The 15174-nt window shown below is 62.3% G+C and carries 24 protein-coding genes; 3 read left to right on the top strand and 21 right to left on the bottom strand.

Going from position 1 to position 15174, the window contains the following annotated elements:
* Nucleotides 1-6: 6 nt before the first annotated feature.
* The 21 genes from B5G42_RS09275 to B5G42_RS09175 all read right to left on the bottom strand — a co-directional run bounded on the left by B5G42_RS09275 (nt 7) and on the right by B5G42_RS09175 (nt 13719).
* A complete protein-coding gene (locus B5G42_RS09275) occupies nt 7-576 on the bottom strand; it encodes a DUF2313 domain-containing protein (protein ID WP_087269401.1) in 570 nt (189 codons plus the stop codon).
* Nucleotides 573-1637, bottom strand: coding sequence for a baseplate J/gp47 family protein (locus tag B5G42_RS09270; protein ID WP_242961187.1), 1065 nt, complete (start codon nt 1635-1637; stop codon nt 573-575). The genes B5G42_RS09275 and B5G42_RS09270 overlap by 4 nt, the downstream gene beginning before the upstream one ends.
* On the bottom strand, nt 1634-1981 hold the full coding sequence (locus B5G42_RS09265) for a hypothetical protein (protein ID WP_087269399.1): 348 nt from the start codon (nt 1979-1981) through the stop codon (nt 1634-1636). The genes B5G42_RS09270 and B5G42_RS09265 overlap by 4 nt, the downstream gene beginning before the upstream one ends.
* 4 nt (nt 1982-1985) lie before the next feature.
* Nucleotides 1986-2351 carry a hypothetical protein gene (locus B5G42_RS09260; protein WP_087269396.1) on the bottom strand — a complete coding sequence of 122 codons (366 nt, stop codon included), beginning with the start codon at nt 2349-2351 and terminating at the stop codon, nt 1986-1988.
* A 12-nt stretch (nt 2352-2363) separates the two neighbouring features.
* Complete coding sequence (locus B5G42_RS09255; protein WP_087269393.1) at nt 2364-3311, bottom strand: hypothetical protein; 948 nt, start codon at nt 3309-3311, stop codon at nt 2364-2366.
* A complete protein-coding gene (gene safA / locus B5G42_RS09250) occupies nt 3311-3871 on the bottom strand; it encodes a SafA/ExsA family spore coat assembly protein (protein WP_087269390.1) in 561 nt (186 codons plus the stop codon). Before safA ends, B5G42_RS09255 begins: the two co-directional genes overlap by 1 nt.
* A gap of 11 nt (nt 3872-3882) precedes the next feature.
* Complete coding sequence (locus B5G42_RS09245; RefSeq protein WP_087269387.1) at nt 3883-4395, bottom strand: hypothetical protein; 513 nt, start codon at nt 4393-4395, stop codon at nt 3883-3885.
* Entirely contained in the window at nt 4392-4601 is a 210-nt protein-coding gene (locus B5G42_RS09240; RefSeq protein ID WP_087269384.1) for a molybdopterin oxidoreductase, read from the bottom strand. Before B5G42_RS09240 ends, B5G42_RS09245 begins: the two co-directional genes overlap by 4 nt.
* Nucleotides 4598-5017: a hypothetical protein gene (locus B5G42_RS09235; RefSeq protein WP_242959096.1), complete on the bottom strand. Its 420-nt coding sequence runs from the start codon at nt 5015-5017 to the stop codon at nt 4598-4600. Before B5G42_RS09235 ends, B5G42_RS09240 begins: the two co-directional genes overlap by 4 nt.
* Nucleotides 5018-5034: 17 nt before the next feature.
* Complete coding sequence (locus tag B5G42_RS09230) at nt 5035-5424, bottom strand: hypothetical protein (protein WP_087269381.1); 390 nt, start codon at nt 5422-5424, stop codon at nt 5035-5037.
* A 12-nt stretch (nt 5425-5436) separates the two neighbouring features.
* The gene (locus B5G42_RS09225; protein ID WP_242961186.1) at nt 5437-6459 is read right to left on the bottom strand and encodes a phage tail sheath C-terminal domain-containing protein; all 1023 of its coding nucleotides are present in this window, start codon (nt 6457-6459) and stop codon (nt 5437-5439) included.
* A 2-nt stretch (nt 6460-6461) separates the two neighbouring features.
* A complete protein-coding gene (locus B5G42_RS09220) occupies nt 6462-6959 on the bottom strand; it encodes a hypothetical protein (RefSeq protein WP_087269375.1) in 498 nt (165 codons plus the stop codon).
* Nucleotides 6960-7014: 55 nt separating this feature from the next.
* On the bottom strand, nt 7015-7344 hold the full coding sequence (locus B5G42_RS09215; RefSeq protein ID WP_087269372.1) for a hypothetical protein: 330 nt from the start codon (nt 7342-7344) through the stop codon (nt 7015-7017).
* Complete coding sequence (locus B5G42_RS09210; RefSeq protein ID WP_087269369.1) at nt 7341-7703, bottom strand: hypothetical protein; 363 nt, start codon at nt 7701-7703, stop codon at nt 7341-7343. The genes B5G42_RS09215 and B5G42_RS09210 overlap by 4 nt, the downstream gene beginning before the upstream one ends.
* On the bottom strand, nt 7700-8734 hold the full coding sequence (locus B5G42_RS09205; RefSeq protein WP_087269366.1) for a phage major capsid protein: 1035 nt from the start codon (nt 8732-8734) through the stop codon (nt 7700-7702). The genes B5G42_RS09210 and B5G42_RS09205 overlap by 4 nt, the downstream gene beginning before the upstream one ends.
* An 18-nt stretch (nt 8735-8752) precedes the next feature.
* Nucleotides 8753-9097: a hypothetical protein gene (locus B5G42_RS09200; protein ID WP_087269363.1), complete on the bottom strand. Its 345-nt coding sequence runs from the start codon at nt 9095-9097 to the stop codon at nt 8753-8755.
* 87 nt (nt 9098-9184) lie between these two features.
* Complete coding sequence (locus tag B5G42_RS09195; protein ID WP_087269360.1) at nt 9185-10072, bottom strand: hypothetical protein; 888 nt, start codon at nt 10070-10072, stop codon at nt 9185-9187.
* Entirely contained in the window at nt 10069-11244 is a 1176-nt protein-coding gene (locus B5G42_RS09190) for a phage portal protein (protein WP_087269357.1), read from the bottom strand. The genes B5G42_RS09195 and B5G42_RS09190 overlap by 4 nt, the downstream gene beginning before the upstream one ends.
* 29 nt (nt 11245-11273) lie before the next feature.
* Nucleotides 11274-12527, bottom strand: a complete 1254-nt coding sequence (locus tag B5G42_RS09185) for a PBSX family phage terminase large subunit (protein ID WP_087269354.1) — start codon at nt 12525-12527, stop codon at nt 11274-11276.
* Nucleotides 12524-12784, bottom strand: coding sequence for an XRE family transcriptional regulator (locus tag B5G42_RS09180; RefSeq protein WP_242961185.1), 261 nt, complete (start codon nt 12782-12784; stop codon nt 12524-12526). The genes B5G42_RS09185 and B5G42_RS09180 overlap by 4 nt, the downstream gene beginning before the upstream one ends.
* Before the next feature lie 194 nt (nt 12785-12978).
* Entirely contained in the window at nt 12979-13719 is a 741-nt protein-coding gene (locus B5G42_RS09175; RefSeq protein WP_242961184.1) for a PepSY domain-containing protein, read from the bottom strand.
* Between the two features lie 283 nt (nt 13720-14002).
* Between B5G42_RS09175 and rpsF the strand changes: the two genes are divergently transcribed.
* From rpsF to rpsR, 3 genes are all read left to right on the top strand, one after another.
* The gene (gene rpsF / locus B5G42_RS09170; RefSeq protein WP_087189288.1) at nt 14003-14299 is read left to right on the top strand and encodes a 30S ribosomal protein S6; all 297 of its coding nucleotides are present in this window, start codon (nt 14003-14005) and stop codon (nt 14297-14299) included.
* Between the two features lie 15 nt (nt 14300-14314).
* On the top strand, nt 14315-14797 hold the full coding sequence (gene ssb, locus B5G42_RS09165; protein ID WP_087269348.1) for a single-stranded DNA-binding protein: 483 nt from the start codon (nt 14315-14317) through the stop codon (nt 14795-14797).
* Between the two features lie 75 nt (nt 14798-14872).
* A complete protein-coding gene (gene rpsR, locus B5G42_RS09160) occupies nt 14873-15112 on the top strand; it encodes a 30S ribosomal protein S18 (protein ID WP_007490771.1) in 240 nt (79 codons plus the stop codon).
* Nucleotides 15113-15174: the final 62 nt, after the last annotated feature.

Below are 15174 nucleotides of genomic sequence, written 5' to 3'. Positions count from 1 at the left end.
CGCCTTTTATTCCACCATCTTCTCCAGTTCCTCCCAGGTGGGTCCCAAAGTCTCGATCTCGCCCCAAGTGGAAAACTTCTGTTCCATCAGTGCCCAGGTGATATACCAGTACACATATTCTACACCCAAATGGGCGGGCAGAATGCTCTCAATGATCTCCCGCAATTCTTCAAACCCATCGGGAATTCCGGGCACATCAGGGAAGTAAACCTCCACCGTCCCCGCCTTTCCGGTCTCTCTGGCCTGGGCATTGATGCCGCAGCCTTTCAGATTGTCATTGATGGCCGCCAGAGTGAAGCTGTCTCCACCGATGCGGAGCAGGGCGGCCAAGGCCGCCCGCCGCATTTCCAGATCGGCGGTCACCGGCCGCCGGGTCAGCAGGCTCTCCACAGCCTCCAGCCCCCGGTCCTCCGCCGTGGAGAGCAGCATCTCCCGCTGGATCTCCTCCAGACCAGCTTCCACACCGTCCAGCGCCTGACCCTGGGCCTCCAGCTCCCCGCCGTTGGCAGTGCCCTCCAGTTCGTAGACCCGCATGGGCCGCAGCAGGTCCTTCAAATATTCCGCGTAGCCGCTCATGCCGTTCCCTCCGTCCGGGTAACCGAGACACTATTCAGCTGGGGCAGCACATCGTGCTCCACCGTCACATCGGCGGCTGGAGCGGTGAGGGTATAATTCTCCACCCCGTCCACCTCATAAATCAGCTGGCCCAGCTTGGCCCGCAGGATGTTCTGGCCCAGTCGCTGTCCATTAAACCAGCTCCGAATGGCCTGCTCCACATTCTGCCGCACCGTCTCCCCGTCCCGGTTGGCCGCTGTCTGGATCTGAGCGGTCACATCCACATTCTGTACTTCCGGGGCACGCACCTGCACATCCACGGCGATCTCCCGCCGCTCCTCAAAATAGGCCTGCAATTCCTCCAGCAGTTCCTCATCGGGCACTCCGGCGGAGGTAGCCACCACCACGTCCACCGAGCCCACCCCTCTGGGCCGGGACACCACCGCCGCAGCCGCCACCTGAGGAAAGGACATGGCGCTCTGCTCATAGTAGGCGGCGTTGGCGCCGTTGGGCATCCGCTGGAAGGTCTCCAGCACTCTGGCCCGCAGGGTCTCGTCGTCCTCCGCATCCAGGCCGCCGGAGAATCCCTCCGGATTGGTACACCGGCTGACCCCCACCGGGGCCACCGCCATGGCCCGGATGGCGCCTGCCGCCACATTGCCCGCCGTCCCCGGCTCCAGGGCTACCGCCGGGGCATCCACCTGGGTTTCACCGGCCTGGAGGATGACCTCCTGGGTGGTCTCAAAACGGATCAGCCCCGCCGTCATACACACCGTCCCCGCCGGGATGGTCAGATCAGCCTGGGCGGCACTGTCCGTCTGGAAACGAATTGTCCCCTCCGCCGCCACAGCCTCACGGCGTTCCAGGCCCCGCAGCTGGGCGTGCTTGTCCAGATATTCCCCCTCCGCACTCTGGGGAAAGCACTGGCGGTTTACCCAGTCGGCCTGAATGTACAGGGCGTAGATCTGGGCAGCCACGGCGTACAGCCGCACCGCCATATCTCCGTCTCCGGCCAGAGCAATCCCCGTCTCTTTCTCAAAGATGGCCGTCATCTCTCCATAGATCTCGTCAATGGATCTCACCAAATCCCTCCCGTCTCAACCGTCAGCTTCAGCTCCTCCCCCTGCCAGGTCAGCGCCACCTCCATGGTGCCGTCCTCCTTCAGGCTCACGGCAGTCACCGTCAGGTCAGGCTCGTCCTCCAGGGCCTGGGCCACATATTGCTGGGCCAGGTTCTGTCGCTGGGCGGGCTTGCAGCGGCCCAGCTGGTAGAGCTGGCTGCCCAGGTTGGGCAGAAAGGGGAAGCTGCCCCGCGGGATGGATAGCTTCCACAGCACCCTCTGGAGCAGCTCCTGGCTGCCCTCCGCCCGCCGGTAGCCGCCCCCCTCGTCGGGCACATAGTCGCCGTCCCTTACCATCAGTTCCATCTGCTCACTCCCTTGTCATGACCTCCTTGCCGTTGACCAGCAGTTTGCCGGTCACGGACACCGTGCCGTCCATGCCCAGGCGAATGGAGGTGCCTCCGCTGTAGAGCAGCACCTCACCTTCCGCCACGCCGTACTCCTCGGCACACCGTGCCCCCGCTACGCAGGGGGCCTCACCGTCGGAACCAGTCTTGAGGACCAGCACCTGGTCACCCCGGGCTGGCCGCCATACATAGCCGCCGGGGGCAAATACCGGCAGGTCACGCCGCTCGCCGTCCAGGCATACCCCTGCCGGGTCGCCCCCCAGGGTAACGGTGCCCACCTGAGAACCTCCATCTTTTCTTCTACGCCGCTGCTGCTGTGCCAGCCACATCTTGTCTCCCTCCTACTTCAATGCCGCCGGGTCCCCCAGCACCAGCCGGGTGTAGGTTCCCTTTTCGTCCATTCCGCTCACCATTTCCGCTACCCGCCAGGTACCCCGACCCACCGGTTTGTTCAGGTGGACCTCTACCAACTCCCCCGGCCAGGTCACAAAGGCCCCGGGCAATTCCAGCTCCAGCTGCCTCAGTTCCTCCGCCGACCGCTCCAGCTGATAGCTGCCGGAATAGCGCATGGTCTGATAACTGCTCTTCCCCGGCATGGTAAGCACCCTCCGGCACCGTCCGCCCCGCCGGGCGAAGTCCTCGTTTTCCACCGTCTGCACCGCTCCGGTGGTTCTGTCCCGCACCAGGATCTGGGACAGAACACCGTACCGCTGATCCCGCAGGGTAAGTGCGGTCACCCCCGTGTCCTCGGACAGCACCAGCTTCTCCCCTGTCTCCCAAGGGGTGACCACCAGCCGCCCCAGCCGGTCAAACCGGGGGGTAATCCCGCCGTAATATCGGCAGAACTCATAGACCACCTGCCACTCGCTGCTTCCCACCGCCACGGAAAAGCCGGGCACGGCGGTGAGTTTGGCCCCCGGCGCCGCCTCCAGCCCGTAGGGCGTCACATGGTCCCGCAGGATGTCCTGCCAGGTGGCCACCTGGTAGTCCATACCCAGAGCCTCGTTGTCCAGCAGCCGGGCCGCCATACCTCGACCGGATATGGTCAAAAAACCGCCCTGTTCATCCCAACCCCGCTCACACTCGTCCACCAGGCCGGTGAATACCCGCTGACCTCCCTCGTCGGCGGTAAAGCTGACTGTCTCCGCCAGCAGATCCTCCTCCGGCTCCCACAGGCAGCGCACCTCGAAGCTGTCGCAGGGGGTGCCCAGCCCATACTGAAACTTCCATTCCGTTATCTGGGGCAGCGCAATCTGACTTCCGTCCCAGCAATGCAGTACGGCCTCCATCACGCCACCCGCACTTTCTGCCCCGGGTAGATCAGGTTGGGATTTTTGATCTGGGGATTGAGGGCAATCAGATTACTCAGACCTACCCCATACCGCCGGGCGATCCCCCACATGGTGTCCCCCCGTACCACGGTGTACCACTGCTCGCCGGTAGAACCAGTCTGGGCCGTGCCTCCCGTCGTTCCGCCGGAGGTGGTGGTCACTCGGGTACCTGTGCTGTGCCCACCGAACTCCTCCCAGAAGGTGAAGGTGTACTTCACATAGTCCGCTCTGGGTTCCTGACTGAGGGAGAGCTCCACAAAGTAGGCGTTCGCCGTCTGCCACACCGGGTGGACCAGGATACCTGGCCCCTGGTTGTAAAAGACGGTGGCCAACTTTTTGAATTCGTCGTAGGCCCCCTCCCCCACAAACTCTCCTTCTCCTCGCATGATGCGGTAGGAGGGGCCCAGATCCTGTAGGGCATAGTGGCCGAAGGGCACCTCTCTGGCCCCCACCTTCCGCTTATAGGAGATGGAATACACCCTGGGATTGTGGGGCCATACATAGTTTTTATAGCGCATTGCCGCCAGTCTCACAGCAGTTGAAACCCCCCGTCAAATCTTCGTGCGTCCCGCCGCACCAGCCGGTCCAGCCGCCGCAGCCCATCCTGACCGCCGTTCTGTTCTCTGCCCGGCGGCTCCAATGTCACCACTTGGGTCTGCCGCTCCGCCACCGGAAGGCCCGCCAGGCTGATCCGTACCGCCTGATCCAGCTCCCGGACAGCCTCCGTCCAGGCCCGGTCAGTCTCCGGCCCGCCATTCGTCCGGCGCTCCCCGGCCTGACCCAGTACGTCTAACCCCGCCGCCCACCGGCGGATATCTCCGCCGGTGACAGTTCCGGAACCGCCCGCCGTCAGAGCCAAACCGGCCCCGTCCCTGCCCTCCAGACTGGACAAGACAGCTTCTTCTGTGTTCTCTCCGCTCTGTCCAGCCTCTTCTTCTCCCACAGCAGGGAGGGGGACCCGCACCGGGCCGGTCTTCCAGACCCCGTCCCTTTCCTCCCGCTCCAGCTGCTGCTCCAGCAGCTGTCCAATATAGTCGATCATGCCTGCTCCCCCCGCATCAGCCGTTCAAACCGCTCCTGATCGAAGGAGGCGTTCTGTCCACCCATGGTGGTCCCCGCCGGCTGTCCGCATACCGGGCAGCACACCTCCTCCGCCTTCTGCCGGCAGGAGGGACAGAGCTGCTCCAGCACTTCCTCCCGGTCCAGCATCAGGTTGAGGGCGCACCACAGGTAGTCTCTGGCCTTCATTTTTTGGGCCCGTTCCTCCGTTGGAAGAGCCCCAAACGTCTTGAGCACACGCCAGCGAAGGCGCTCATAAGGCGTATGCTCCAGGCTTTTTTTATGGGTTGGGTCTCCTCCTCCCCATCCTCAGGGGAGGGATTTTCCGCCCGATCCAGCTCATCCCACAGCCGGGCCAGGTTTGCCACCTCCCGGGCGCTGAGATGTTCCAGCACCGCCCGGCCGGAGGAGAACAGGGGCTTGCCGTTCTCCTCCAGGGCGCGGGCCAGCAGGCAGGCATTGGCGCACAGAGCCCGCTCCCCTTCGCCCTGAGCCAGTTCCTCCCCCTCCCGGCGTGCCTCCAGCACCTCCAGGGCGGAGAGCAGCCGCAGCTGGGTGCCGTCCTCCAGGGTCAGCCGGTCTTTTCGATTCAGCAGGGACTCCATCTTGCAGTCTCCCCCACTCATACCGCCGTCTCGATCCGCTTGGCCGCCACCACCGTGATCTTTTCCACCACCATGGCCCCCAGAGCGCCGGTCTCGCCGATGGCGCTCCACTGGCAGCCGGAGTAGATGATCTTCCGGTCCGGCTTGCAGATCACCAGGCTGAAATCCTCCAGGTCGTGGAAGTTGATGCCGTCCCGGATGGCCTCATCGGTGGCGTACAGCCGGGTCAGCTCCAGCACATGGGTGCGCGGACCGGGAATGGTAGCCACAGGCTCCTCCTCGCCGAAGGCCTCCACGCTCTGGCTGGAGCGGGTGGTCTTGGCAGTGTAGCTCTGGACCACCGCCACCTTCTTCCCGTCGATCTCCAGGTAGATGTCGCTGCTGGTGGGAAAACCAGAAATCTTCATGCCGTTGCCTCCTTATACCGTGATGTGGGCGGTGAGCCAGATCTGATTGAGGCCGTGGGCCACCGTAAAGGTAAAGTCCACCAGACAGACGGTGGGATTTTCCGTGTCCGCCTCCACCGTCACCTGATCGTAGCCGGTAATGATCTCCCTGGCCAGCTTGTTCTCCAGCTCCAGCACCACCTGGGAGCGGATAGCTCCCCGTGTCTGCTCCGTGTTCTTGGTCCTGCGGAACTTGGCCCGCAGGGAGTTGCGGATGGTGGGAATCACGTCGTCCACAATGCGGATGGTGGTCAGTTCCCGCCAGGTGGCATCCTCCGCCTCTCCGGTCTTGGTACGGGTAGTAACGCCCCGCACCACGCTGACCACGCCGCTCACATTTTCCAGGGGGGTAACGCCGCCCCGCACCAGGGTATCGATCTCGGTGTCGGCGTACCGGGCCTCCATCCCCTCCAGGCCCTTCAATTCCGCGCCGCCCAGAGGGATGGCGGGGTCACTCTCTCCGGCAATGGCCCCTGCCACGGCAGCAGCGGCCAGGCCGGTGTCATCGCCGGGGGCCACCAGCACCACCCGCTCGCTGTTAAGCCCTTCCGCCCGCTGGACCAGGGCCTCCACATTCTCGCTCTGAGCGCCGCCCACCACGGCGATGCGCTCCCGTCGGGCCTGGGACGCGTCGCAGACGCTCTGCCGCAGAGCCTGCTGGACGGTCAGTTCCGTGCTGTCGCACACTACCACAGAGATATCCTCCTCTACCGCCAGCAGGTCGAAGGCTCCCTGATAGTTTTCCTGGCCGCTCACCGGTACCGCCACCACCTTGGCCGCGCCGTTGCGGAATAGCACCTGCACCAGTTTGGTCAGGTTCTCCTCCTGACCAAACTGGGTGACCGCGTCCTCGTAGCGGTTGAGGGTATACAGCTTGCCGCTCTCCCCCTCGGTAACCAGTCCCACCAGGCCCACCGTACGGCCGCCGCCGCTGCCGCTGATCACAGTGGAGGCGTCGTAGCTGGAGTATACTCCAGGCCGTTCATGGATCGTCATACTCAAATCCGGCTCTCTCCTCTCACAATAAAGTCCAGGAAGGTGCCGCCCTCCTGGGCCACCGCATACAGGTAGCCCCGGCATACCGCCTCCACCGTCCGGTGGTAGAGGCCGGCCCCCTGGTCAAATTCCGTCTCTCCGCAGGAGAGCTCCTGGAGGGTGAGGCCGGGAGGTCCCTCCCGCTGCAAGGCCTCAGCCATCCGGTCGAAGGTCTCCTGGATGCCCGCCGCGCCGCAGCCCTGGGGGGCGTACAGGTCCAGCCCAAAGGTGAGGACAATCTTTCTCCCGTACAGCTCCTGCCACTGGCCGCTCTCCTCGTCGTACCGCTCTCCCAGGTAATCTCGGAACCCCTCCGGCCCCCCCTGGCAGGCCCGGAGGGAAACGGCGGTTACCACTCCATCTCTCCGAGCCCGCCTCATCTCCGGGTAGGCGCATTGGGCGTCAATGCCCTGCTCCTGCAGATAGTCCGCCATCCGCTCCCGGATCGTTCCAAACTCCATTGCTCTCCCCCGCTTCCCACAGTCTTTCCACCCGTCAAAACACTCAAGGTTCCGCTCAGTCCCTGACCGCCAGCAGTCCCCACCAGTACACCAGTTCCTCCCCCAGGTATACCGGCTGGGCGCTGCGCACCGTAAAGGTCTGGTCTCCCCAGGCAAGGTACCCGCCGTCCAGCTCATTCAGAGCCATATCCGGTCCGCCCAGACAGATCCACCGGTCCTGCCGCACCAGACCCAAAGGGGTAGGCTGCCGCTGGAAGAAATCCGCCCCCTTCTCCAGGACGGGCTGGAGGAAGGCCCGGCACGCCGTGCCCTCCTCCTGTCCCTGCCGGTAGAGGGTGATGGTCTGACCATATCTGGATAAAATCCGTTCCCAGCGTCCGGTCATCCCTCCACCCCCTGGAACAGGAACCCCCGGTCTTTCAGATAGGGCCCCAGCACCGTCTCGCCCTGGAGCCGGAGGGCGGCGGAGCGCTCCCGATCCTGGACGCAGTCTGCCTCCCGGATGGTAACGCTTCCGGCAGTAAACTCGGTCCCGCCGCCGTACTGGCCTCCGGCCAGCCCTGCCAACGCCACCCAGGCGCACCCCAGCACGAAGGCCGGGCCGCAGTCCTCCGGACTTACCCCATCCCGGAGCCGGCCGGTCATCTCAGTCTCCGCCGCCCGGCACAGGGCCTCCAGGGCCGCCTGCTGGCCGTCGTCTACATGACCCAGACTCTGGGCCATGGCCATAATCTCCTCAATCATTTCAGCTTCAGCACCTTGGCGGCATCGGTAAACAACTTGGCAAAGCCGGAGATGGAGGTGATAGCGGCCCGCTCCAGCTGGCGATCAATGAGCTTGTCATACTCCACCATCACGTCGGAGCCCTGTACCATCTCCAGAGCGTAGTTCTTGTCCAGGCCAATGAGCTTACCACTCTCCAGAGCGGAGGTGCGCAGCAGGGTGGCCCCCAGGGGGGTGGCCAGCTTGCCGGTACCCTGGAAGTTGAGGCCGGTAAGGGGATTCTGGAACTCGTCCATCTTAAGCAGCTGGCGCATCATGTCGCCGGACACCAGCAGGGTGTTCATCTCGTAGGGGTCAAACTGGGCCCAGAAGTCCACCAGATCGTCGTAGGTCAGGGTACCGGAGGAGCCGCCAATGGGGTCGGAGCCCACAGTATACTCCTTGGCGGGGTTCTCGTTGCCGTCGCCGTGGAGAAGCACATCAATGGCATCCTCCAGGTGCATCCGGTTGATGTGGGCGCCGATCTGCCGCAGGGTGACGGAGAACAGGTCCAGCTTCTGATAGCGGATGGCCTCGTAGGAGGCCACCAGCATCCGGCCCCGCTTGTGGAGCTTGACTAGGTTCTCCTGGGTCTTGACCTGGGTCTGGGGGATGGTGGCGCCCTCCTCCACATGGCGCAGGGCCTTCTGGTCATCCTCGGGCACAGAGGCAATGGAGCGGTAGTCCATGCCATCGAAGCGGGTGACGGCTGCGGTGATGTGGGGCAGCAGGTCGGCCTCCTCCATACCCTGGCGCACCGACCGGGCGATGTACTCGGGGAAGAGGACGGCGGACTGGCTGGTGGAGAAAAACTTTTCCACCACGTCACTGCCCGCACCCTTCACCTTGATGTCAAAGCGCTTGAGCTGACGCTGATAGGCGTCCAGGCCCTCCAGAGGAGTGCCCTTGTACTGCTCCGAGGGATCCTCCCGCTCCAGCACCTGGGTAAAGGTGCGGCCCGCCTCGTTGTACATACCCTTTTCCAGTCTCAGATTATCAAACCGATAGCTCATATTCCCATCCTCCCTTTCTTACAGACAGATCACGGCCGCGTCAGTCTCCACCCGCACCACCAGATACTCGGTCCCGGTAGAGGTGTCCAGCTTCACGCCGCCGGAACCGTCCGCGGACAGCTTGCACCAGCCGGCGGTAATGCTGCCGCCGCTGGCAGGCACCTTTACCAGTCCGCCCAGCTGGATGGCAGCATATCCGTCCTCGGCAGACAGGGCCACGCCGCAGAACTTCTCGCTTGCGGAGCAGGCACCCACCGTGCCGTCCTCCGTTACCTTGACCACCTGACCGGCGGCCACACCCTCGCCGCAGGCAAAGGTAGCCACCACTTCGCCGATACCTTCAAAGGAAATCTTGCTGCTCATGTTTCTACTCCTTTCTTTTTGTCGGGGCCAATCCCCGTCATTGCGCGCCAGTGCGCACACTGGCGCGGCAATCCGTTATCGTCGGTTTCAGATCAAAAATGCCCCGTCCCGTCCCTCCGCCGGGACCTGCTGCTCCCAGGCGGGCAGCTGGGTCTCCACGCCCCAGGCCTTGTCCACCTGGACCTCAAAGGCCTTCTTCAGCGCGTCCAGTTCCGGCTCCTCCAGCTTCCGGACAATGCCCTTCAGCGTCTCCTGCTCCAGGGCCAGCCCGGCCACGCCGCCCAGGCGCACCACCTCGTCCTTGAGCTGCTGGAGGTACTTGCGCCCCAGGGCGGCCTCCCGCTCCAGCTGTTCCATATCCTGTCTCATGCTCTTCATCACCCCCGCGTTTTTCTGGGCCGGCACCGCCACAAAGGACCACTCGTAGGCGTCGGTGGCGTGGACCAGATCGGCCCAGCACAGCTTGCCGCCGTACTCCCTGCCCTTCTCATGGGCGCACCGGCTTCTGTCATGAATGTTCTCCCCGCAGATGGAGCATCTGGCCTCCTCCACCGCGCAGCCCACGCTCACTTCCTTCTTGATGCCGCCCTCGATCTCAGCAATCAGGTCCTTGTTGCTCTCGGTCCGCAGCATATAGGCGTAGCCCTTCAGGTAACACAGAGCGTCCCCCGCCGCCGTGAGGACGCTCTCATCCCGCACCAGTTCGGTGCGGTAGATGCGGGCGGTCTGTCCGGCGGCGCTCCACTGGTGGTCGAAAATACCGCTCTTACCCACAAAGAGGGGGGCCAGCTCCTCCAGAGTCTCCGCCGGGAACCGCTCCCCGTCCCGATCCACCTCATTGTCGCACAGCCGCACGGCGAAGGTGTATACCTCCTCCTCTGTCAGCTTTTTGCGGCTCATGGCGTTGATGAGCCCCAGTTCAGTCTGATCCAGGGCGGTACCCTGATCCACCCCCGCCTGCTTGTTGATGTTCATACCGTCTCTCCCTTCTCTCTGGCCTCGTTGTCCATCTCCACGGTCCTGGCCTGCTGGCGGTAAAGCTCTGCCCGAGCCTCCTCCACCAGATCCTGGAGGTTCACATCCTCCCACTCCACGCTTACCTGAGGCCGATAGCCGTGGAGGGTGAGCCATAATTCACAGATCCGCTCCACCACCGGCTCCAGTCCCCGGCGGATGGCGGTGATCTCACTGGTCATCATATCGGCCTGCTGGGTACTCATCCGCTCGGTGGAGGACCAGGACAATCCCAGGAGGAAGGGAGGGATGCCGGTGCGGGACACCAGCTGTTCCAGGATCTGCCGCACCGGCACCTCGCTGTCCAACACCTGGTTGTCGGCGCCGATGACCTTGATGTCCACGTCGCCCACCGCCACAAAATCCCGGACGCTGCCGTGCTTACCCGCCTGCATGGCAGCGGACCACTCCCGGGCGATCTGGCGGCTGCGCTCCTGCACCATGCTCTGATCCAGGGGATTGTCCCCCGGTTTGTATACCACCGCAAAACGGACATTGCCCATCCGCTCCCAGTTCATGCCCATGGCCTGATAAATTTTGAGCAAAATTTCAGTCAGGAAGGGCATGGACCGCAGCAGACTCACCCCATAGGGGCTGTCCGTCTCAGGCTGAAAGGGGGTGAAGAGGAGCAGCTCCTGCCGGGGTAGTTCCCGCATGGTACCGTCGGTCCCCCGGCCCCAGATGGCAAACTCCATGGGGGTGGCCCCCTCTTTGATCTCGATGTCCGCCACATTGCCGCAAAGCAGAGCTGCAATGTCTCTTCGCCTGCGGTCGGGTACGATCTCCCCCACCGCCCGGCCGCAGGTAAGCATGGAGTCCAGATAGCAGTCCAGGAAGGACTGGATGCCCCGCTGGCCCCGTCCGGTATCTACGTGCTGTAAAAACCACTCCAGCTCCTCCTGGGCCCGTTTGTCTCCGCACTGCACAATCACCCCGCCTGCCAGCCGGATCAGTTTCCAGATGGCGGCATCCACAATGGGCACCGCCTCCCGAATACTGCGGTAAAGGGCAATCTCTCCCTGCTGCAGGGGCACATAGCCGTCCAATACTCCAAAGGGATGCCTGCCGCCCTCCCGGATCTGGACCGCCAGTCCGCCGCTCTCCGGCCCACTTTTCTTATGGAACAGTCCCATAACCACACTCCTTTGCTGCCTTGACCGTTCTAAAACCGGCCCCGCTCCACGCACAACCCGCCAAAGAATCCCTTCTCGCCCCCTGCCGCCACCGTCACGGCAAAGTAGCGGATATCATCCATTGCATGGTCGTGCCTTTTGATCACCTTGTCACCCACCGCCTTTTCATCCCAGCGGTAGAGGGAAAACTCCCGGATGGCGTCCCGGCAGGGGGTACAGATGACCAGTTTTCCCTGCCGCAGCAGTTCGGCGGTGATGCGGATACCGGCCAATACGTCGTTGTTGGCCTTTTCTACCCGCCAGCCCATCCGCCGCAGCAATTCGATAAAGCTGGCGGCGGATGGGTCGATCACCACCCGCCGGATGGTCCTCCCTCCCGCCAGCTGCTCCAGATCGTGGGCATACTCTCCGTCGGTTTTCTGCCTGCCCTCCCGCCGGGAGTCGTAGTAAAACTCCTTGACCCGGTACCACACGCCATCCCGCAGACCCCACAGGCCGAAGGAAGAGGGATTCACCGTCCCGTAGTCGCAGGAGATGCACCACTGTTCCATCTCCCCCTGGGGCACAGGCTTCACATAGCTCTCATCAAAAAAGTCGTATACCCGCCCCTCTGCCGCCGCCCACTCTCCCAGCACGAACCGCCGGTAAAAGGTCCCGCTGAAGTTGCGGGTATACCGCCGGATGACCTTGGGCGAGAGGGCCGGATTGTCTCTCATGGTAAAGTGGAGGTAGAGGGCGTTGCGCTCCTCTTTCTTCTGAATCCACTCCTTGTAAAACCAGTGCTCCGGTCCTTCCGGGTTGCAGGAGAACCACATCCGGCTCCCCTCCACCGAGCACCGGGCGCAGGCTTGCTCCACAAAGGACCGGGGCATGAGGGCCACCTCGTCCAACAGCACCCCCGCCAGGGTGATACCCTGGATGAGGGCGGCGCTTCCCTCGTCCTTGCCACCAAAGAGGTAGAAGGTATTCTCCCGCCCGCCGAAGCGGACGGTAATCAAATTTTTGGACACCTTCTCCTCCCACTGAAAGCCCAGCTCCCTGAGTACCGGCAGCAGCCCACCCAGCAGATTGCGCCGCAGGCCGGTGACCGTCTTGCCGCACAGGCCGAAGGCCTGACCATGGAAGGTCCGCATAGCCCAACAGAAGAAGGACAGCCCCATACACATGGTCTTGCCGCTGCGCACCGCCCCGTCGCAGATCAATGCTTCCCTGTCCCGCACCGCCGGGTCGCACCACCAGGTGAGCACCTGCTTCTGTTTGGGGGAAAAAGTCCGAAACTTCATGTCTCCTCCTGTACCCCTTCCTCCGCCTTTCGCTCCCAAGCTCGAAAGAACTCCACTGCCTTTTCCTCCTGACCTCCGGCCAGTTCCACCAGCAGTTTGAGTACCGTCAGTCGATCCACCAACTGAATTTCCACAGCTCCTTTGTCGGTGCGTTTGAATCCAGTGAGCGCCGTCAAATCCAGGCTGTCGATTTCCTCCACTTCTCCTTCTTCCAAAAAGGCCAGCTTGACCGCGTCATTTGCTTTGCACCTGGCCAATTTTTCTATTTGCTTTAACAGCCTGCCCCTCTCACTGTCCACCGCACTCACTCCTCACCCTTGGCGTCCCAGGGCCAAAAGTTGGATGTTTGCGTACACCGAAGGAGAAAAAAAGTCAAAAAAAATTTGGAACCGCTCCGGGGTGACCGGAGCGGTTCCAAATTTTGGTTTATTTACTTGTCTGTGTTACCGGATCAGTCGTCCCGGTCGGCATCCCAGTCGATGATCACGCCGGTAACCGCGTTGATGTCGCAGTCGTACTCCATGTTGCCGTTGCGCATCTCCACTTCGTACACATACCGGCCGTCGTCCCGGTCCAGTTCGCACTTGACCACGGTGGTGCCGGCAGGAGCCTTGGCCAGGGCGATCTCCTTGGCCTTGGCCGCAGTGATGAGGTCGTCCTGGGTGGCGGTGCTGCTGCCGCTGCCCTTCAGGGAAAAGTCATCCCACTCCCGGTCATAGGAGAGCACCGCGCCGCTGGTGGCGTCGATATCGTAGTCGTACTCCGTGTTGCCGGCGTAGAACTCCACCTCATAGTGTACCCGGCCGTCATCCCAGTCCAGCCCGGCTTTTACGAAGATGGCGTCGCTGGCCTTCACGCCCGCATGATTGAGGGCCGCATTCTTGGCCTGTTCCACGGTAATATAGTTGGAGGCGCCGGGAGTGGATGCAATATACTGGTCCTGCGTGGTAAGCACAGCAGTATAGGTGGCGGAATCGTAATCCACCTTCAGACCGGCGGCCTCGCAGATGGCCCGAACGGGGGCGTAGGTAGTACCGTTATAGGAGAAAAGGGGTACCTCATTTCCATCGGCGTCCTTGGGCTGGAACCGTGCGCCGTTCAGGGTCACCTGAATATCATCCTCAACCTTGATGGTTCTGGTAGCCGCCATCGCGGTAACTCCCAATCCCACTGCCAGAGACACAACCAACATACCGGACACAAAACCTTTTCCAAAACCTCTTTTCATCTGAAAAACTCCTTTACAATGAAATTTATGATTTACTTCATGGGCCTCACCGGCCCTTCTGCCTATACAATGGTGCAGCCCGCCCAAATATTGCACAGAATCTGAAAGTTTTTTATTTTTTATTTTCCCGCGAAAAAATCTTGACTTTTTCCAAATATCTTATATAATAATAGGGCTTGTTTGTGACAAGCCATCCTTGCTCCCGCAAAGGGCGGGGGCCATATGTCCATAAGGAGGTGCAAAGAAAATGGCAAAACTCAGCGGTAACTACGAGGTGGTCTACATCCTCAATCCCAACCTGGGTGAGGAGGCCACTGCTGCCATGGTGGAGAAGTTCAAGACTCTGGTGGAGCAGAACGGCACCCTGGCTGAGGTCGACGAGTGGGGCAAGCGCCACCTGGCCTATCCCATCAATGACCTGACTGAGGGCTACTACGTGCTGATGACTTTCGAGTCCAAGCCCGAGTTCCCCCGTGAGCTGGATCGTATCCTGCGGATCACTGACGGCGTGATGCGCTCCCTGATCGTCTGCAAGGACGAGTAAGAGAGGAGAGGCTTCATGCTGAACCGTATTATTCTCATGGGTCGTCTGACCCGTGACCCTGAACTCCGGCACACTCAGACCGGGACGGCTGTGGCCTCCTTTTCTCTGGCTGTGGACCGGGACTTTAAGGACAAGACCACCGGCGAAAAGGCCACCGATTTCATTGATATTGTGGCTTGGCGTCAGACGGCGGAATTTGTCTCCCGTTTTCTCACCAAGGGCCGTATGGCCGTGGTAGAGGGCCGGCTCCAGCTGCGTGACTGGACCGACCGGGACGGCAACAAGCGCCGCACTGCCGAGGTGGTGGCCGACAACGTGTATTTTGGCGACTCCAAGCGGGACGCCGAGGGCGGCGGATACAGCGCACCCTCCGGCGGCTACGGCACGCCCGGCGGCTATGCGCCCCCCGCGGCCCCTGTTGGCGGCGGCTATTCCGCCCCTGCCGGCGGCGACCAGTTTGCCGAACTCACTGAGGATGACGGCGAATTGCCCTTCTAAACCGAACACAGCGGCGGATGCCGCATCATAAAACAAGCCGGACTATAGGCCCGGAACAAGGGAGGTTTTCCAGTTATGGCTATGGATAGAGAGCGCCCCCGCGGCCGCAAGCGCCGCAAGGTCTGCACCTTCTGTGTGGACAAGGTGGAGCACATCGACTATAAGGACGCCGTGAAGCTGCGTCGGTTCCTGTCCGAGCGGAGCAAGATCCTGCCCCGCCGCACCACCGGCACCTGCGCCATGCATCAGCGTCAGCTCACTGAGGCCATCAAGCGTGCTCGTCAGATCGCGCTGCTGCCCTTCGTGACCGACTAATAGCGTCATTGAACAGCCGGGCCAATGGCCCGGCTGTTTCTTTTTGCTCTGACCATCCTCCA

It is taken from the genome of Flavonifractor sp. An91, assembly GCF_002159225.1.
GTDB classification, from domain to species: domain Bacteria; phylum Bacillota; class Clostridia; order Oscillospirales; family Oscillospiraceae; genus Flavonifractor; species Flavonifractor avicola.
The sequence above is the reverse complement of the archived record's forward strand: the minus strand, read 5'-3'. Positions and strand labels throughout refer to the sequence as shown.